Annotated in this window: 16 protein-coding genes; 9 read left to right on the plus strand and 7 right to left on the minus strand. The window is 69.6% G+C overall.

What is annotated here, in order from left to right; all coding sequences use genetic code 11:
- Positions 1–3 precede the first annotated feature (3 nt).
- Positions 4–942 (plus strand): DUF6339 family protein, encoded by a 939-nt coding sequence (locus OG730_RS26290; protein ID WP_327306542.1) that lies wholly within the window; start codon positions 4–6, stop codon positions 940–942.
- Positions 943–962: 20 nt separating this feature from the next.
- Here OG730_RS26290 and OG730_RS26295 read toward each other — a convergent pair whose 3' ends face one another.
- The 6 genes from OG730_RS26295 to OG730_RS26320 form a co-directional block, all read right to left on the minus strand.
- On the minus strand, positions 963–2234 hold the full coding sequence (locus tag OG730_RS26295; protein ID WP_327306543.1) for a DNA cytosine methyltransferase: 1272 nt from the start codon (positions 2232–2234) through the stop codon (positions 963–965).
- 53 nt (positions 2235–2287) lie between these two features.
- A complete protein-coding gene (locus tag OG730_RS26300) occupies positions 2288–3250 on the minus strand; it encodes a DNA cytosine methyltransferase (protein WP_327309430.1) in 963 nt (320 codons plus the stop codon).
- A 42-nt stretch (positions 3251–3292) separates the two neighbouring features.
- Entirely contained in the window at positions 3293–6250 is a 2958-nt protein-coding gene (locus OG730_RS26305; RefSeq protein WP_327306544.1) for a Z1 domain-containing protein, read from the minus strand.
- Positions 6251–6266: 16 nt separating this feature from the next.
- Positions 6267–7247, minus strand: a complete 981-nt coding sequence (locus OG730_RS26310) for a PD-(D/E)XK motif protein (RefSeq protein ID WP_327306545.1) — start codon at positions 7245–7247, stop codon at positions 6267–6269.
- A complete protein-coding gene (locus OG730_RS26315) occupies positions 7240–8772 on the minus strand; it encodes an ATP-binding protein (RefSeq protein WP_327306546.1) in 1533 nt (510 codons plus the stop codon). The genes OG730_RS26310 and OG730_RS26315 overlap by 8 nt, the downstream gene beginning before the upstream one ends.
- A gap of 98 nt (positions 8773–8870) precedes the next feature.
- Positions 8871–9872: an SEC-C domain-containing protein gene (locus tag OG730_RS26320; protein WP_327306547.1), complete on the minus strand. Its 1002-nt coding sequence runs from the start codon at positions 9870–9872 to the stop codon at positions 8871–8873.
- A gap of 56 nt (positions 9873–9928) precedes the next feature.
- Between OG730_RS26320 and OG730_RS26325 the strand changes: the two genes are divergently transcribed.
- The 6 genes from OG730_RS26325 (at position 9929) to OG730_RS26350 (ending at position 15015) form a co-directional block, all read left to right on the plus strand.
- Positions 9929–10747, plus strand: a complete 819-nt coding sequence (locus tag OG730_RS26325; protein WP_327306548.1) for a class E sortase — start codon at positions 9929–9931, stop codon at positions 10745–10747.
- A gap of 42 nt (positions 10748–10789) precedes the next feature.
- A complete protein-coding gene (locus OG730_RS26330; protein WP_327306549.1) occupies positions 10790–10972 on the plus strand; it encodes a DUF3311 domain-containing protein in 183 nt (60 codons plus the stop codon).
- A gap of 38 nt (positions 10973–11010) precedes the next feature.
- A complete protein-coding gene (locus tag OG730_RS26335) occupies positions 11011–12558 on the plus strand; it encodes a sodium:solute symporter family protein (protein ID WP_327309431.1) in 1548 nt (515 codons plus the stop codon).
- A gap of 123 nt (positions 12559–12681) precedes the next feature.
- A complete protein-coding gene (locus OG730_RS26340; protein WP_442815022.1) occupies positions 12682–13035 on the plus strand; it encodes a DUF6412 domain-containing protein in 354 nt (117 codons plus the stop codon).
- 118 nt (positions 13036–13153) lie between these two features.
- Complete coding sequence (locus tag OG730_RS26345) at positions 13154–14035, plus strand: hypothetical protein (RefSeq protein ID WP_327306550.1); 882 nt, start codon at positions 13154–13156, stop codon at positions 14033–14035.
- Positions 14036–14157: 122 nt separating this feature from the next.
- A complete protein-coding gene (locus OG730_RS26350) occupies positions 14158–15015 on the plus strand; it encodes a fumarylacetoacetate hydrolase family protein (protein WP_327306551.1) in 858 nt (285 codons plus the stop codon).
- Between the two features lie 80 nt (positions 15016–15095).
- On the opposite strand, the gene OG730_RS26355 is transcribed toward OG730_RS26350, so the two are convergent.
- On the minus strand, positions 15096–16205 hold the full coding sequence (locus OG730_RS26355; RefSeq protein WP_327306552.1) for a Gfo/Idh/MocA family oxidoreductase: 1110 nt from the start codon (positions 16203–16205) through the stop codon (positions 15096–15098).
- A 125-nt stretch (positions 16206–16330) separates the two neighbouring features.
- Between OG730_RS26355 and OG730_RS26360 the strand changes: the two genes are divergently transcribed.
- Positions 16331–17386: an ROK family transcriptional regulator gene (locus OG730_RS26360; RefSeq protein ID WP_442815023.1), complete on the plus strand. Its 1056-nt coding sequence runs from the start codon at positions 16331–16333 to the stop codon at positions 17384–17386.
- Positions 17387–17917: 531 nt separating this feature from the next.
- Complete coding sequence (locus OG730_RS26365; protein ID WP_327306554.1) at positions 17918–18697, plus strand: hypothetical protein; 780 nt, start codon at positions 17918–17920, stop codon at positions 18695–18697.
- The last annotated feature ends 7 nt before the right edge of the window (positions 18698–18704 follow it).

Genomic DNA, 18704 nt, shown 5'->3' on the forward strand with positions numbered 1-18704 from the left:
GGCATGAATCGTGAGGATCTCCCCTCGATGCTGGGCTTCCTGTCCGATGCCGCTGTGGCCAAGCATCTGAGCCGCGCGGTGCAGACCGGCCAGGCGACACCGCCGCAGATGGCCCTGCGCAAAGCATCCGAGGAACTTGCTCCTGGATCTCGATGGCGTACGGCACCGGTACGCGACCTCGTGGAGCAGGCGATGATCCGACACGACGGCAACCGGGCGGCCGCAGACGGGTGGTTGGCTCCGCGCCTGCACGCGACGCTGCGCATGACACGTGCGGAGGCCGCGGACAACCGGTTGTGGAACCACCTGGCCATGGTCGTGGCCCCGGACTACGTCGCGTGGAGGCATAGCCGGTTGGACGCGGATGCGGGGCAGGGCGCGGCGACAGTGACGCGTTTCTCGGGGCCGCACTACACGCAGGCCTTCTCGCGGCTGTGGTGGGCGGCCGAGCTCTTTCGGGACGGATCGGACTACCGTCCGGTCGAGGTCGCCTGCCGGCTGCAGGACGTGCTCCAGACGACCATGCGTCTTGACGTCATCGATCATCGTCCTACGGCACAGGCGATCTTGAAGATCCTCGGTAGGCGGCTCGCCGCAGGAGAGCGGCGTATGGGAGATAGGGTCAACGCTCTGTCGGCTGCGGTGAACGCGGCGGGCAGCACCTTGGTGTACGAGGTGCTCGCTCCTGACGGAGGACCCGAGACCGATGCGCTTCGCGACTGGATCGACGAGTCGGAGCACGCGGCGGCGGTTCCTTGGGAGCGGCTGCCGGAGGGTCCCGACGACGGAACCGTGCGACAGGCCTCTGTCGAGGCGTTGGTTCCGATCTTCGACCGGCTCCTGGCCGAGGCCCCACTGCGCGACAGGGGGGCGAGAAGGAAGGGCCTCGCGGAGCCCGTCTCGGCCGGCGTGAGCCTCGCCAAGCCGTCGGACCGTGCGTGAAACGCCGGTACCGGCCGGTCTCACATACGCGGTGCCAGGTAGGTGTGGATGGCCTCGGCCAGGGTCGAGCCGAGGCCGACGGGTACGGCATTGCCGATCTGGCGGGCGATCTGAACCTTCGTCCCGAACCACTTGAATTTTGACGGGAACCCTTGAATGAGGGCCGCCTCGTAGTGGGTGATGGGGCGATCCGCCGTGGGGTGGAGATAGCGCCCCTTTTCCGGCTTGTAGAATTCCGTGCGAATGGTGACGGAGGGCGTGTGCATCCGGAGACGCCCCATCACGTCTCCGGACCCGGAATTGTGATTGTCCCAGCTCGGTGTCGAGAGGGAGATTTCCTCTCCCTCGATCTCGGCGTACCCGGCATCCGTGGACAGGCGGATATTTCCTGCCGCATCCATGCGGTAGGAAACGCCGCGCAGGTCGTTCCGGTTTCCGTTCTTCTTGATCGCCATGTACCGCGCGCGGGAAAGATCTTCCGGGTGCCGGCGGAAGTGGAGGTCGGTCGTGAGGTAATGCCCCGGCACGCCGTCGACGAGAGCGTTCCCGCCCCGAGGTCCGGGCATCTCCTCTAGGAGGCGGCGCTTGGCAGACGTACCGAAAACCTTTGAAACGGGCTCCCAGCGAGGCCTGATCGCGGACCCGTCGAAGAGTGATCCTTGTGCGGGATCGGTATCGATCACGGGCCCGTTCTTCGCGTGCGTCGGCTCGGGATGCCGGAGCGGGGTCCCGAAATCCTTGTGCGTGCAGATCACGATCACGCGGCGCCGAGCCTGCGGGACCCCGTAGTCGGCAGCGTTCATCATCGCCGGCACCACGGTGTAGTCGTACAGGGGGTGACCCGGCGTTTCGGAGGCAGTGCGGAGATCGTCGAACTGGGGAGACCTCAGGAAGCGGTCCACGTTCTCGATCACGAACAGTTTGGGGTGGACCTTGGCCACCACCTTGACGTACTCCTGCCACAGCTCGTTTCGGGGGTCGTCAGGGTTCTGCTTGCCGAGCCCGGAGAAGCCCTGACACGGAGGCCCGCCCATGATCACGTCGACCTGGCCCTTGTACGGGGTTGCGTCGAAGTGCGCGATGTCACCCGGGTACACGTGTGAACCACCGAAGTTGGCGGCGTAGGTGGAGGCCGCCGCTGCGTCGAACTCCACTGCCGCGACCGACTTGAAGGGACTCACGCCACTCGGCTTGTATCCGGCGAAACCAGCGGAAAAGCCACCAGCCCCGGCAAACAGGTCCATGACCCGGATCTCCCCGGGCTGAGACGACTGAGGCTGGTTCTTGCTCATGAGGGTCAAGTGTAGTCACCGGTGTCGGTCGTATTGCAGGGGTTCGATGAGCGTCAGGCGCGCAGCGCGGAGGCGATGGCGGCACCGAGAGTGCGGCCCACGGGAGGCGGTGAGGCATGGCCGATCTGGCGATATCGAGCCGTCTTGCGACCGGCGATGCGCCACTCGGGTGGGAAACCCTGCAACAGGGCCGCCTGGTCGACGGTCAACGGCATCATTCCGGGTCGGCCGAGCGCCGGATCCCAGTGGAAAGTCTCGTCGGGTACCTCGTCGGCGACGGTCCCTCCGTCAACGCCCATGCGGGCCCAGGCGCCCTTCGACCCCGTCGGACCCAAATCGGCGCCTCCCCGAGCCCAGGACCCGCCCACAAGGGTCGGGGCCGGTTCGACGGCCTGCGCCGCCCAGCGCGCGGCATCGGGCCAGCCCCGCCGGGACATGGATTCGACCAAGGCCTCACCCACCGAGAGGTGTTTGTTCACGGTCGCGAGCGGTTCGACGAACGCGTCGAGAACATCGCCTTTGAACGCGACCAGGATGCCCTGACGTCGCATCTGGGGGACCCCGTAGTCGGCAGCGTTGATCACGAGCCACCTGTGCCGATAGCCGAGGTGGGAGAGTTCCGCGGCCACATAGTCGCGGATCGCCTCATAGGCCGGCTTGGTCGCCAGGTCGGGCACGTTCTCGACGAGCAGGGCCTTCGGCTGCACTCCGTGCATGAGCATCATGGTGGCGCGCAGCAGCTCGAGCTCGACGTCGCTGTCACGTCGACCGGCGGTGGCCGTGGCCTTCACACGGGGTAGACCTGCGGACAGCAGGTCTACGTCGTACGTCTGCTGGTGCTCACAGGGGTCGAAGTCCAGGAGGTTCGTCTCCAGAACCTTCCAGTGGGGTCTGTTCCATCTGAGCGTCTCGACGGCCACGTCCCGATTGTCGAGAAGTAGCACGGGGTCGAATCCCGCCTGCTCCAGGCCCAGTGCGAGACCGCCGGCGCCCGAGCAGACGTCCAGGGATCGCATTCGTTCCACGACCGTCACGCGTACCGCCCTCCGACTCCCGGATCAGCCCTTGTCGATCTCCGACCTGTCGATGATCGCACTCGCCGCCGAGGAGACCGTTGTGAATTGGACAACCCGGCCGTTGGCGCTCTGCGCGGTTGCCGGGGCGACGAAGGCGAAAGCCATGACGACCTTGTCCGTGCCCAAGCGACCCTCGGAGTCGATGGATGCGCGGTGATGGCGCTCGAGCACCGGATAGAGGACGAGCGCACCGCGGCGCTCGCCGACGAGGCTCTCCGTTGCGGCGTCGCCTGAATCAGGGAGGGCGCCCGCGATCCGATAGGCGACTCCACGGTGCTTCCGGTCGCTGATGGCGCCGAATAGAGGATGCCGGTCCTTGCGGCGGTCACGGGCGAACCAGGAGTAGCTGCGGCCCGCGGCGCCGAGCCTCAAGGTCTTGTTGTCGGAGGCCAGGTGTTGGGGGGCGAGGACGAGCCAGTCGTCGATCTTGCCGGGGGTGGCTCGAGTGATTTCCTGGAGGTACCGGAGGTGGGGATCGAAGGGGTCGGCGGTCTCCCAACTCAATTGCTCGAAGACCGACAGCATCGTCTCGGCGGGCACGTTGCCGGTCAGCGCCGGGAACCGGTGCGTGATGCCCTCTTGGGGGAAGTGGTAGGCGTACGTCGTGGGGACTTCGCCGAGGCTTTCCAAGACGGGCGACCACAGGGCCGTGTTGTTTTCCAGGCCCTTCTGGGGATAGGCGGTGGGCTCCTCCCAGCGGCCGGCCGATCGGACGAGTTCCAGCCGGGCGTTGTACATCTTGTTCGGACTCGTCGGCTTCAGCCACGGAGCATGCTGGGAGACGAGCGGCGGGATCTGGTCGGGGGTGACCTGAGGGCGCCCGTCGACCATTTCGGAATAGCGTTCCAGCTCCGATCGGAATGCTTCCTCGTCCCGGCAGATGGCTTGGAAGCCGTCGTAAAGATCGAATTCTGACCCTCCGATCGTTTCCTTGCGGCCGAGGTACAGGCGGACGAGGTCTCGATATCCCTTTCGGAAGCCGAACCAACGGCCCATTTGCATGAGGGTGGAAGCGTTCCCGGCCCGGCGCCGGAAGAAGGAGACGGTGAGTCCCTCGACCGTGAACCCACGGGCGAGTTTTTGGCCACCGATGAGGATCTTCCAGATCGCGCGCTTGTCGAAGTCGGCCTCGCCCGTCTCGAGGTCCTGGTCGCCGTTCACAACGATGATCGGTTGCTCGTCGCCGCCGATGCGGACGACCGCAGGTCCCACGTAGGGCAGGAGTTCGTCGTACGAGGCGGGGACGGCATGCCCGTCGGAACGTACGGCGGAGACCAGGGAGACGTCGGTGTCGAACAAGTGGCGCAGTCGAGCGTGGCCCTGGGGTCCCGTGTAGCCGGATTCGTGCCACAATCCGAGGACCCGCTCGTGCAAGGACCGATGTACATGGGTCCGTACGGACTCGTGGATCAGCATCGTGTGGTGCTGGAAGAATCCGTCTCCGAGGCCCCCCAGGTCCTCCCGGTACAGCTTCATCGCCGCACTCAGGACGAACATGTCCATGGCTTGCTGCATACAGGTGTCGTCGTCGGCATCGTCCACGATGTCGCGTACGTGTGCCTTCTCGTTGGAGTTGGCGAAAGTGAGCTCGCCGGCCTCCAACGCAGAGTCCAGATCGTGGAAGTCTCGCGCCCCCATGTACCCGTCCGGTCGGGGGAGGGAGATGATGAAATCCTTGGGGAAGATGTCCTCGGTGTCGCTGGGGTCGACGAAGACGTTGGCGAACGGTGTGGCGGTGTAGCCCACGTACTGGGCTCGGGGCAGCATCCTCAGGAGCTTGGAGATCTGCTCGTTGATGGCACTTCGCTGAGCCGCATCCGGCTTCGACGTGTTGACGGACGCTTCGTCCGATTCGTCGTCGATGATCAGAACGGGGATCTCGGAGAGCGGTGTTCTGATCTTGCCGAGGTCCTTGACGAGCTTGGCCAATACGGTCTTGTTCTTTTTGACCACCATGAGGCTCGCGGACGAACGGTGAAGGTTCTCTCGGTCGTACAGCGGGAGCGCCGGCTCTCGCTTCTCGAATTCCAGAGCCGTGATGCCTTGGAGGAGACTCTTGTAGTCGTTCTTCCGCGTTGTCATGCGGACGATGTCGAAGGCCCCCAGCGCTGACGGCATGCCGCCGAAGGTGATGAACTTTCCGGCCTTCCAGGCCGGGTCGTCGGCGTAGTCCGACTCCATTTCGTCGGCGCCGCGCATGATGTTCTCCCGCCCCACGAGTTCCATGTCGAGGCGGCGCTGAGTCTGGGCTCGCAGCATGTTGAGCGTGCCGCCGAGGACGATCACCAGGCGGTATCCGGCGTCGACGGCCTTGGCCATGACACCGGTGAAGTTGGCTGTCTTACCGGACTGGACGTACCCGACGACGAGGCCCTTCGATTGGTAGACCTCCTCGTCCGTGGGGTCGGCCAGCCGTTCGACGACCTGGTCCGTCGCGACATCGAGACCGGCGATGGCGTGCGGGGACCATCCCTTGGCGACGAGGAGTTTGCGGTACGCCGGCCAGTAGTGAGGTCGGCTCCGCTGCGACTCCGGGGTGTACCACGGCTTGAACTTCTCGCTGATCACGAGGGGGCCGGCGGTCTTGGGGACGGGGACGAGCTCGTCGAGCAGCTTGTAGGTGGCGTCTTCAAGCTTGAGCAGGTGGTAGACCTCGATGCGGCGCTCGTCCGTTCGCGGCGCCGCATCCCCCCAGGCGGGATGCTCCGCGTAGTCCCACTTGGTGAGCTGGCGGCGCCACAATTCGACCAGCTGGTCGGTGGACCTGGCCTCCCGCAGGGCGGACTGGAAATCGCTCTCGGAAGCGAATGCCTCGGCATCGGGATGCATGTCTTCGGCTTGGTAGACCAGAGCACGGGCCAAGTTCTTGGGCTTGCTGCCATCCAGGTCGGCCAGTACGGCGCCGTGCAATTCGAGCCTGAGGGTGTCGTTGCCTGTCATCGGGAATCCTCGTTCGTCACGGGAGACGGAAGTCTGTGAGATCGACCGGGGATCCCGGCACGGGGGTCAGGTGGTTGACGTGAATGCAGTAGTCGATCGAGGAAACGTGCTCCCTGACCGCGGCGGGAAGCATGTCCGTGGTCATCCTCGGCAAGTGGTCGGCCGGAACGAGCAGCGGTTCGGTACGTAGGGTCCAACGCTCGTCATCCCGTTCGTCGGAGGACCATCCCGCCGATGCGAGGGAGGCTTCGATGGACATCGCGGCGATGCGGTCGGCCGCGCGGGCGTCGCGGAGCACCGCGGCGGCCGAGTCCCCGAGGGAACGCCCCCCGATTCCGCCTCGGGTCAGCTGGAGGGAGGCGAACCAGAGAGAACGTCCTTCGGACTCCTCGAGCTGCCTGATTCCGTGAACGGTGTGCCGGCGCTCTTCGGCCGTCGTCGTCTTCACCTCGAGGTCCGTGGCCGCGAGTCCGAAATCGTGCTGCTCCCCACGGGGGCCCGTCCAGGACCGGGCCGCCGCCTCCCACCCGTGCGACCGGGCCACTGCCTGCAGAACGGCGAGTTCCCCGTGGAGGCCGACCCGCTTGTCCAGGCCGAGTCCGTGAGGCCGACCGAGCAGTTCGCCCCAGGCGCGGATGGTTTCTTCGAGGGCTTCCTCCAGCGTGCGGTCGCCGGTGACGATGCGATCCGCCACGGCCATCAGAAGGTCGTGGAAGTCGCGCACGAGGGCCACCTGAGTGGTGCTGATCCGTGCCATGCGTGTGCCGTGATGGTTGATTTGGTCGATGGCCACGGCAGGCAGGGTGGAACGAGGAGGCCTTTGGTGGCGGTCCAGTTCCACGGTGAGCGAGATGTCGCGCCCGCCCTGGCCGATCTCGTACCGGACCGTACGCCGAGCCCCGGCATCGGAAAGTCGATAGCTCGTGGCTTGGCCCGCGCCCAGGTAGTGCTCGACCGTCGACCAGCCCAGTTCCGGGGCAGTGCCGCGGTCAGTCATCGTCGCCCATCCGTTCGAGCTCCACTCGTGCGGCGGCGACCAGAATGGACTGCCACAACTGCAGATTGTCCTTCTCTCGACTGCCGCTGTAGTCCTTCTCGAAGACCTGGTGGAGGAGGAGGTAGACGAGGGTTTTGACGGTGGGAGCGTCGTTCAGCCCACCGCGACGCCCGCCCAAGAGGGCCGTCCTGTAATGCTGATTGAGAACGATGGTGCGCTCTTCGCGGTCGATCTCGAAGAAGACGCTGTTGTCCAACTTTTGCCAACGGACCGAGATGGGTTCCTCGCCCTGAAGCAGGGGGAGCTCGTCCTCGATCGTTTCGCGCAGGGTGGGGTCGAACCCCTTGCCCGGGCCGATGACGGGCTTCCGGGTGGTGCTCGCACGCTTCCGAGAGTCCCGATAGACCGCGTCGGCCTCAGCCACGTACCCGGGGAACCTTCGCCCCTCGGAGTCCACGGCTCCGTCAAGCGCCGCGATGAACTCGGGAGAGACTTCCACCCCCTCCTTCTTCACGGTGAGTCGAAAGACGTCCGCGGTATCGGAGGGGAGATCAACGGCGACCCGCGCCAGTGCGAGGTGTTGTTCGGGCTGGCGGAAGTTGTTCCAGCCGCCTGCTTGAACCAGCCTGTTGTGGCGGTAGAAGTAGAAGCCCTGCCGGTCGAGCCCCGTGCCGACGGCTTTGAAGCCGTCCAGGGTGGATTTGGCTGGCCAGATATGGGCCTCGAGTGACATTCGGCGGATCGACGGGCAGTCGACGGTGAACCGGCGGGGGTGGTCCGGGTGACCGGACACCGGATACGCGAAGGGGTCGAGTGGCTCGACGCCGAAGTTCATGTATTCGGTTCCGGTATTCACGTCCTCGACGGCAATGGTGATGTTGAAGTCGTCGCGGGCCAGGAAGCGATGGAGGTACAAGCCGAGCTGGAGCCCGAGACGATTGATGGTGCGTAGTAGATAGCGGTTGGTCTGCCCGCCCCCTCCGTGGCGAGGGAAGTCCTTCACCCCGTCCCAGCGGATGACCGTTCCCTGCCAAGTGATCGGCCGATCGGAGTAGCGGTCGATCAGGGACTGGGCGTAGTCGCCCGCGACGATGTCGCACTGGTACCCGCTGACGGCTCGCTCCATGAGCCAGCGCCGCCCGACGGCCCTCGTCCGTCGCGTCTTGCTCACTACGGTCACTGCGGCGGCATGACTCAAGGAGGCCGACTTGAGCCCCGTCCCGAACATTCCCAGGGACTGGGGGTCGTATCCGCGACGGCCGCCGACGGTCATCGCGACGTCGAGTTCCTCCTCGGTCATGCCCTTGCCGTCGTCGATGACCAGGAGGCTGACCAGCCGGTCCTCGTCACGCAGAAAGTGAATGACGACGTCGCGCGCCCCGGCGTCGATGGAATTGTCGACGAGGTCGGCGATGGCGGTCTCGAACCCGTACCCCTGGCTGCTGAGCGCTTCCATGTACCGGGAGTCCGGTGGGAGGTGCTTGGTTCCGGTCGTGGGGACGTCGAACTGCCAGTCGTCGGTCATTTCCTGCCTTGGAGACTCGCCCATACGGAGTGACTAAGGGTAACGGCGGTCGCCATCCATGGACAGGGCCCTATGTCCCCACGGTGGGGGCGAGTAGGTCAGGCCGCCCCGTGGCAGTCGCCGTAAGGCCTGCCCGACGTGCACCAGCACGGGTTCGTCCGGGTGGGGGGCCACGGGGTGGCTTTGCCTCGGGCGGCCAGGGTGGTGGCGTATTCCGCCAGGAGGGACGGGGAGGACGGGGAGGTTTTCTCCGAGGCCGCGAAGGCTTCGTAGGAGGGGACGCTGGCCGTGACGATGCCCAGGTTCGTGGTGCCCGAGGCGGCCAGGGTGCGGAGGGAGGCTTCGACCTGGGCCAGGTGGGCGTCGTGGGAGGGGTACTCCGCCGAGAGGGTGGGGTACGAGGTCAGGAGTTCTGCCAGTTCGCGGGCCGGCCAGTGGAGGATGGCCACCGGGAAGGGGCGGGAGAGCGCGGCGCGGCGGTCGCCGAGTTCGGCGCGCAGGCGGGCGATCTCGGCGCGGAGTTCGGCCGGGTCGTCGGAGCCCAGGGCCCAGATGCGCTTGGGGTCGTGGAGTTCGTCCAGCGGGATCGGGCCGATGTGGCGGGTGTCCGCGACCATGTCCCAGTCGTCGTGGGGGAGTCCGAGGAGGCGGCGTACGCGGTGGCGGCCCGTGAGGAGCGCCGTCGTGGCCTGGGTGAGGGGGGTGTTGTCCGGGGCCAGGAGGGTGGCCGCCTCGGTGAAGCACTCGTGGGAGGCCTCGAGTTCGTCATGGGCTTCCAGGGCCTCGGCGATGACTTCCCAGGGGGCGGGGTCCGCGGGGGCCGCCGCCCGGATGCCCTGGATGAGGGCGCGGGCCTCGGGCTCGTGGCCGTACTCCCAGAGGTTGGCCGCCTGGAGGGCCTTGATGAGGGAGGGGTCGTCCGTCGTGTCCGCGGCCAGGAGTTGGTCGTAGAGGGCGCTCGCCCGTTCGCGTTCGTCGGCCAGTTCGAGGTGGGCCGCGGCCTGGAGGAGCAACGGCTCCTGGTCCTCGGGGTAGCGGGTCGCCGTGCGGATGAGGCGCTCGGCTTCGGCGATGTGCTCGGCAGGCGTGTCGGGGCGCATGGTTTGCAGCGTACTGCCGCTGGTCAGTTGAGGGGGGAGGACTTAGGGTGCCGCCCGTGCGAGATCGCGTGCGGGTCGTGGTGCAGGGGAAGGGCCGGCGGTCCTGGCATGTGCGCCGGGCCGGTCTTGCCGGAGTGCTGTGGGCGGCCGGTGAACTCGCCGTCACCGTGGGCGTGGTGGTGATGTTGCTGGTGGTGCACCAGGTGTGGTGGACCAACCGGCAGGCGCTGAGCGCCGCGCACGAGATGGTGAGAGAGCTGGAGGAGGCCGCCCCACCTTCCGGGTGGCCGGAGGACGGGCCGCAGGACGGGCCGGCGGACGGGGCGCAGGAAGAACCCGCCGGTGCCGCTTCCGCCGACGGGTCCGCCGGGTCCGACGGGTCCTCGGGCGGTGCGCCCGGGAACTCCGGGCCGCGCGCCGGCAAGCCGCCGCCGCGGGAGTCCGCGTACGGGATCCTGCGCATTCCGCGTCTGGGCGTCGCCGTGCCCGTCGCGCAGGGCGTGGACAAGCGGTCCGTGCTCGACAAGGGGTACGCCGGGCACTACGCCGGAACCGCGCAGCCCGGGGCCGAGGGGAACTTCGCGGTCGCCGGACACCGCAACACGCACGGGGAGCCCTTCCGTTACATCAACCGGCTCAGGGCCGGGGACGAGCTGATCGTGGAGGTGCGGGGGAAGAGGTACGTGTACCTGGTCGGGCAGACGCTGGCGGAGACGACCGAGCGCGACACCGGGGTGATCGCGCCCGTCCCGCGCAGCATCGTCAGGCCCGGGGCCGGGTACAGCGAGCCCGGCGCGTACATCACGCTGACGACCTGCACGCCCGAGTACAGCTCCAAGTACCGGCTCGTGGTGTGGGGGACGCTCAAGCGTTGACGGGGGGAGGGGCCTTAGGGTGGGGCGGTGCGTCGGAAAAGGATGAAACGTCCCCAGTTGGTCTGGCTCGCCGTGCCGTTCGTGCTGTTCGTCGGGGTGCTGCCGTTCGCGAACCGGGTGGAGCCGGCGTTGGGCGGCGTACCGTTCCTGCTCCTCTGGTTCATCGGGGCGACCCTGCTGACCCCGCTGGCGGTCTGGCTGACCTGGCGCGGTGATCACCGGTGAGCCGGGTGGCCGTGGCGACCACCGTCTTCGCCGTGTTCATGGTGGCCACCGTCGCGCTCGGGCTGCTCGCGGTGCGCGGGCGGGACGGGGATGGCGGGGGCGGCGGCGGTGGGCTCGCCGAATGGTCGGTGGGCGGGCGCTCGCTCGGCACCGTGTTCATCTGGGTCCTGATGGCGGGCGAGGGGTACACGAGTTTCAGCTACCTCGGCGCGGCCGGCTGGGGTTACAACTACGGCGCCCCCGTGATGTACGTGGTCGCCTACATGTCCTGCGGCTACGCCGTCGGTTACGTCGTCGGGCCCATGCTGTGGGACTACGCGCGCCGCCACGGGCTGGTCGGGATCGCCGACATGGTGAGCCATCGCTACGGGCGCCCCTGGCTCGGCGCCGCGGTCGCGGTGCTCGCGACCGTCTTCCTGCTCCCCTACATCCAGCTCCAGATCACCGGCATGGGCGTGGTGGTCTCGACCGTCACCTACGGGGCGGTGTCCCTGGAATGGGCCTACTTCATCGCCTTCGCCGTCACCACCGGCTTCGTCGTGGTGAGCGGGCTGCGCGGCAGCGCGTGGGTGTCCGTGCTGAAGGACGTACTGGTCATCGCCACCCTCGGGTTCCTCGCCGTCTACGTGCCCCTGCACTACTTCGGCGGCTACGGAGAGCTCTTCGAGCGGCTCACCGCCGAACGCCCGCAGTGGCTGACCCTGCCCGGCGCCGGGAGCGGGACGGGGGGCCGGGGCGAACTGGGGGTGGCGTGGTTCGCGTCCACCACCGTGCTGAACGCGCTGACCGTCGTCATCTTCCCGACCACCGTGGCGGGGTACCTGGGCGCGCGGAGCGCCGACGCGCTGCGCCGCAACGCCATCCTGCTGCCCGCGTACAACGTGCTGCTCTTCGTGCCGATGCTGCTCGGCATGGCGGCGCTGTTCGTCGTACCGGGGCTGACGGGCGCGGAGTCCAACCTGGCGCTGTTCAAGCTGGTCGTGGACTCCCTGCCGGCGTGGGCGGTGGGGGTGATCGGGGTGGCGGCGGCGCTGTCGTCGATCGTGCCGATGGCGGTGTTCATGCTGGTCATCGGCACGATGTGGGGGCGCAGCGTGCTCTCGTTCCTGCCGCGCTGGAGCTCGGGCGAGCGGCAGAAGCTCGCCTCGCAGGCGGTCGTGGTGGCGGCCGGGACGATCGCGCTGGTGATGACGTACGTGGCGCCGAACACGCTGGTCAGGCTCTCGCTCGTGTCCTACGAGGGCATGGCGCAACTGGTGCCGATGCTGCTGCTGGGGCTGGTGTGGCGCAGGCTCACGACGGTGGCCGCGGTGTGCGGGCTGGCCGCGGGGGTCGCGGTGGTGTGCGGGCTGGTCTTCACGGGCAACGACCCGGTGTGGGGCGTGAACGCCGGGATGATCGCCCTCGCGGTGAACCTGGCGATCGCGCTGACGGTGACCTGGCTCGGCCCGCGGGAGCGGGCGGGGAGCGGGGCGGGGGCTGGTGGGCCCGATCGGCGGCCGGACGAGGAAGTGCTGGCGCGCGATCCGCTGCCCGGAACCGGGGATCAAAACGAGGCCCCGTCCGTTGTCAGTGCGCATGGTTAGTATCGAGTGCCAGTGCTAGTACGGGATCACCTACGGGGTCACGTACGGGGTCACGTAGTACGGGTGTGAGTCGCCGGTCTCTTACGGGAGTTCGTGCGCGGGAGCTGGAAGGGGGTGGTTCGTGTGGCAGAGCACAGCGGGCTTCGCCCCGTGGGGTTCACCGCGCCGTCCGCGCAGTCCTTGCCGTCCGCGCGCCTCGTGGCCCTGCTGACCTCCCTCCTGCTGCTCGGCGGGTTCCTCGGGCTGTTCGCCGGGGAGGGCGGGCTCGGCGCTGTCGTGGTGGTCCTCGCGACGACCCTCGCCGTGGGTACCTCGGCCCTGGCCGCCCGGCTGGTCCGGGCGGTGCCGCCGCACCGAATACGTACCGCGATCCGTGATCGCGAGCAGCGCACGGCGTTCTTGCCGCAGCGGGATCCCGACGCTGCGGGCCGGTCGCGGCCCAGGGCGCCCGGCCGGGCCCTTCCGACGGCCGCGTAGGGGCGCGCAGCTCCTTCCTCCTGATCACTTCTGATCGCCACACCTTGCCGCCCCTCGCGGGTCGTCACGCCGAAACGCATCTCTTTCGACGTTCGACGAGTCCCTTCGGAGGGCCCACGTGTCCGTTTTCATCGATCTTGTTGCTCTGCTGGGCCGGCTGCTGGAGCCGGTGCTGGCCGAGTCCGCGACCGCTGCCGCGATCGTGCTGTTCACCGTGCTCGTGCGGCTCGCTCTGCACCCTCTGAGCCGGGCCGCCTTCCGCGGGGCGACTCCCGTGGCGGGCATCCTGCCGGTGCTGCTCCAGCTGCCGGTGTTCTTCCTGATGTACCGGGCGTTCTCCTCGTCCGAGATCGGCGGGGCCACCAACGAACTGCTCGGCCACCGGTTGTTCGCCGCACCGCTCGGGGACCGGTGGGGTGAGGCGCTCGGGGAGGGCGGGCTCTTCGGCGAGCAGGGGCTCGTGTTCCTCGGGCTGTTCGCCGCCGTCGCGGTGGTGGCCGCGTGGAGTGCGGTGCGGGGCCGCGCGGCGGCTGCGCTGATGGCTGCCACTGGCGGGGCCGGTGGCGCGAAGGCCGGTGGTGCGACGGCCCCTGGTGCGACGGCCCGTGGTGCGAAGGCCGGTGGTGCGAAGGCCGGTGGTGCGGAGGCTGCCGGGTCCAAGGCTGCCGGGTCCAAGGTGGCGAAGGCCGCCGGGGCCGGGACCGGCCGGGGGAACGGCGTGCGGGCGAAGGCGGCCGGGGGTAGGGCGGCCTCGGGTGCCGGGGCTGGCGCCGGTCTGACGGCCGAGCAGCAGGAGCTCGCGCGGAAGCTGGGCGGCGTACTGCCCCTGCTGTCCTTCGGGACGCTGATCACGGCTGCCCTGGTGCCGCTGGCGGCCGGGTTGTACCTGGTCACCACCACCGCGTGGTCGGTCGCCGAGCGTGCCTGGCTCCAGCACCGGAAGGACCGGTCGGAGCGTGCCGGGCTGGCGCTCAGCGGAGCTGAGCGTTCCGCCATGTGAACAGGGTCTTGCGGATGAGGCCGTCATCTTGGAGGATCGACCAATCCTCCGATGGCCGCAACCCATCGGCCGGCCCGGGGCATGCCCATGGGCCGACCACCCTCGACCACGGGAGAATGCCCATGAAGCTGCTGCGTGTAGGACCCGTCGGGTCGGAGCGCCCCGCGCTGCTCGACCAGGACGGGACCCTGCGGGACCTGTCCGGCCTGATCACGGATGTGGACGGCGCGCTGCTCGCCGACGACTCCGTGCTGTCCCGGGTACGGGACGCGGCCGAGTCCGGTGAGCTCCCGGTGCTGGACGCCGAGGGTCTGCGGATCGGGTCCGCGGTCGGCCGCATAGGCAAGGTCGTGGGCATCGGCCTGAACTATCACGGGCACGCGGCCGAGGTGGGCGCCGAGGCGCCGGCCGAGCCGATCATCTTCCTGAAGGCCCCGGACACCGTGGTCGGCCCCGACGACACCGTGCTGATCCCGCGCACCAGCGTCAAGACCGACTGGGAGGCCGAGCTCGGCGTCGTCATCGGTGCCACCGCCCGCTACCTGGCCTCCGCCGAGGAGGGCCTCGCGCACGTCGGCGGGTACGTCCTGGTCAACGACGTGACCGAGCGCGCCTTCCAGACCGAGCGCGGCGGCACCTGGGACAAGGGCAAGAACTGCGAGACCTTCACCCCGCTCGGCCCCTGGCTGGTCACCGCGGACGAGATCCCGGACCCGCAGGCGCTGGACGTGAAGCTGTGGGTCAACGGTGAGCTCAAGCAGGACGGCCACACCTCCGACCAGATCTTCCCGGTCGGCGAGGTCGTGCGGTACGTGAGCCAGTTCATGACCCTGTACCCGGGCGACGTCATCGTCACCGGCACCCCGGCCGGTGTGGCCGCGGGCCAGCCGGAGCCGAAGCCGTTCCTGCGAGCGGGCGACGTGGTGGAGCTGGAGATCGACGGGCTCGGCCGTCAGCGCCAGGAGTTCAAGGACGCGTAGTCGCGGATCGACAGGGAGGGGCGGTGCCGTCGTCGACGGCGCCGCCCCTTTTCCCGTTCCCGTCCGGGGCCCCGGACGGCTCAGACCTTCACCGTGCACCCCTCGCTCGACGACCTGCGGGCCGCCTCCAGTACGTCCAGGCAGTGCGCCGCCTCCAGGGCCGTGACGGGGGCCGGGCCGCCGTCGCGCAGGGCCGCCGCCACGGCCGCGTAGTACGCCGGGTAGTCGCCCGGGGTGGTTCGTACCGGCGTGCCGCCGCCGGTCAGAGGTGATTCCCCGGAGCCCAGCCGGCCCCACAGGTGCTCGGGCTCCTCGCCCCAGGTCCGCTCGGGGTCGCCGGGGCGCAGACCCTCGCGCAGGGCCCCCTCCTGCGGGTCCAGGCCGTACTTGACGTAGCCCGCGCGGGAGCCCAGTACGCGGAAGCGCGGGCCCAACTGGGCCGTGGTCGCGCTGACGTAGAGGTGGGAGCGGACCCCGCTCGCGTGGGTGAGGGCGATGAAGGTGTCGTCGTCCGCCTCGGCGCCCGGGCGGCGTACGTCGGTCTCCGCGTAGACCCGTACCGCGGGGCCGAACAGCACCAGCGCCTGGTCCACCACGTGGCTGCCGAGGTCGTACAGCAGCCCGCCGATCTCCTCGGGGGCGCCGGACTCCCGCCAGCCGCCCTTGAGCTGCGGACGCCACCGCTCGAAGCGGGACTCGAAGCGCTGCACCTCGCCCAGCTCGCCGTCGGCGAGGAGGCGGCGCAGGGTGAGGAAGTCGTTGTCCCAGCGGCGGTTCTGGAAGACGGAGAGGAAGGTGCCGGTCCGCTCGGCGAGCGCGGCCAGCTCGCGGGCTTCGGCGGCGGTGGCGGCGAGCGGCTTGTCCACGACGACCGGGATGCCGGCGGTGAGGGCGGCCGTGGCGAGCGGGACGTGCGTCTTGTTGGGGGAGGCGATGACGATCAGGTCGGGGGCGGGGCTCTGGGCGAGCAGCTCGTCGGCGGTGGCGGCGATCCGGACGTCCGGGTAGGCCTCGCGGACCTGGGCGGCGCGGCCCGGGTCGGAGGTGACGACGGTGTCGAGGACCAGACCCTCGGTCGCGGAGACGAGCGGGGCGTGGAAGACGGAACCGGCCAGGCCGTAGCCGACGAGACCTACGCGGAGGGGGGCGGGGGTGGTGGTGGGGGAGGTGGCGGAGGCGGTGGCGTTCATGGTGACTACTTTGGCAACAGTGTTGCTTAAGTGCAAGGAGGGTGGACAATGGCCAGGTGGACAGGGGTAGCGGGAACGGCAGGGACAGCAGGAGCGGCGGGGGCGACGTGAGTGGTGGCAGCGGCGTGAATCTGCCCGTGCTCCGCGGGCACAACGACGCGCTGGTGCTGGATCTCCTGCGCGGAGCCGGCCCCGCCGGGCTGGGCCGCGGTGACCTCGCCGCGCGTACGGGGCTCACCCCGCAGGCGGTCAGCAAGATCGCCGCGCGGCTCCGGGGCGAGGGCCTGGTGGCCGACGCCGGACGCGAGGCCTCCACGGGAGGCAAACCGCGCACGCTGCTGAGGCTGGTCCCGGAGGCGCGGCACGCGGTCGGGGTGCACCTGGACCGCGACGAGCTCACGGCGGTACGGGTCGATCTGGCGGGCCGCGTCGTGGCGGACGGGCGTGCCCCGCTGGACTTCGGGGCCGGTCCGGACGCGGTGGTCGAGGAGGCCGTACGGGCTGTCGCGCGGGTGTGTGGTGACCGGCCGCTCCTCGGCGTCGGCGTGGCCGCGCCGGGGCCGCTGGACTGGCGGACCGGGGTGCTGGGGCGGGTGACGGGGTTCCCGGAGTGGGAGGGGTTCCCGTTGCGGGAGGTACTGGAGGGGCGGCTGGGGGTTCCCGTGCGGGTGGACAAGGACACCAACGCGGGGGTCGCGGCGGGGGCCGGCTTCGGAGAGGCCGCCTTCGGGGAGGCCGTGGCGTACGTACACGTCGGCACCGGACTGGGGGCGGGGCTCCGGCTGGCCGGTAGCGGCGAGGTCTACCGGGGGCGGCGCTCGGCGGCGGGCGAGTTCGGACACCAGGTGCTGCGGCTGGACGGGCCGGCCTGCCGGTGCGGGGGGCGCGGGTGCGCGGAGGTCCTGTGCCTGGACGCGGTGGCCGGCGGCCGGCTGGAGGAAGCGGCGCGGATCGTGGGGGAGGCGGCGGCGAACCTGGTCGCGCTGCTGGATGTGGACCGGGTGTTGCTCGGGGGCCGGGTCGTGGCGGCTGCGCCGGGCGTGTTCCTGGAGGGGGTGCGGGGGGTTCTGGGTGTGCGGGCCTTTGTGGGGGGTGCGGTGAGGGTGGAACTCGCGGAGGGGGGCGTGGCGGAGGGGGCGGCGGAGCTGGTGCTTGGCCCGTTGTTCGGGCGAGGGGCGTGACCCCTTGGCCCCTGGCCCCTCTGGCCCCCTGAGCCCTTGGTGCTCTGGCCCCGGACTGGAGAGTGGCTCGTGCGTGCCGGTGTGGCGGCGTCCCCGGCCGGGGGAGGAGTCGCGTGCGGGTGGGCGGCCCTGCGGGGCTGTCCCCTACCCGCCCTTCCACCGTTCCCAGGGCTCCGCCCTGACCCGGTCCTCAAGCGCCGGACGGGCTGAAGAGTGGGGATCCCGGGCTGTGCCCCCCCCGGGGCTCCGCCCCAGGCCCCGGTCCTCAAACGCCGGGCGGGCTGGAGAGCAGGGATCCCGGGCCGCACCCGTCCCTCGGGGCTTCGCCCACCCGAGTCCGGGGTTGAAGCGGCTGGTGGGGGGCGGGGGGTGTGCGCCGAATGGGGGGAAATGGGGAGAGGTTGGGCGTGGTGCTGGACAGGGGGGTTGGCGGGCGTGGGAAGGTGCGGGCAAGGCCGGGGTGATTGTCGGTTTGTCCGGCAATCCTTTGATGGGTCATTCTGTTCTGGCGTCGGCGAGTAGGGGTTCTCCATGCGACTGCGCAAAGCCCTTGCCCTCGCAGCCGTCCTCGTGGCCGCCACCGCCTCCGCCGTCACCACGGGCACCCCTTCGTACGCGGACATCGGCAACGGCGGCGGTGCCCGACCCGCGCCCGCGTTGCCCTCGCGGGTGGAGGCCAGTTGCGGTGACGGGAAGAGCGCGCAGTTCCCCATCGGTGCCCGTATCCGCGGCGGGCCGGCCGTGTACCGGACCGGCGGTGAGGCGCAGACCTGGTACCTCGACCTCACCAACACCACCACGTCCCAGTGCACGGCCATCCACCCCGTCGTGGTCTTCACCGACCCGGCCCGCGCCCTGCGCCCCGCCCATTTCCGGATGGAGTTCGACGCCCCCGGCCATGCCCTCCCCGTCAGTCTGGAGCGCACCGACCGGGACGAGATCGTCGCCGTCTTCGACGGCGGCGACGCGTTCTCCGGCTTCACCATCGGCCCCGGCGGTTCCGTGACCGTCACCGTCCGGCTCGCCTTCGCCCCCGGCGCCCCGCTCGGCGAAGCCGTCGCCGACGCCGCGCTGGTGCAGCGCAAGGGCGACGACGGGGACTGGATCGGGGAGACGGGCGGCTACCGGTTCGAGGTCCAGGGCCCGGACGCGGAGACCGGCGAGGCCGGAGCGCTGGCCGAGACCGGCCGCACCCCCGCGGCCTGGACGTACGCGGCCGGCGCCGCGGCCGCCCTGGCCGGCGGCGGCGGACTCCTGCTCGGGGCCCGCCGGTTGCGACGTGAGGGGCGGCAAGGACCGCAGTCCACGTAGAGCGGCC

The sequence above is a fragment of the Streptomyces sp. NBC_01298 genome, assembly GCF_035978755.1.
GTDB lineage: Bacteria > Actinomycetota > Actinomycetes > Streptomycetales > Streptomycetaceae > Streptomyces.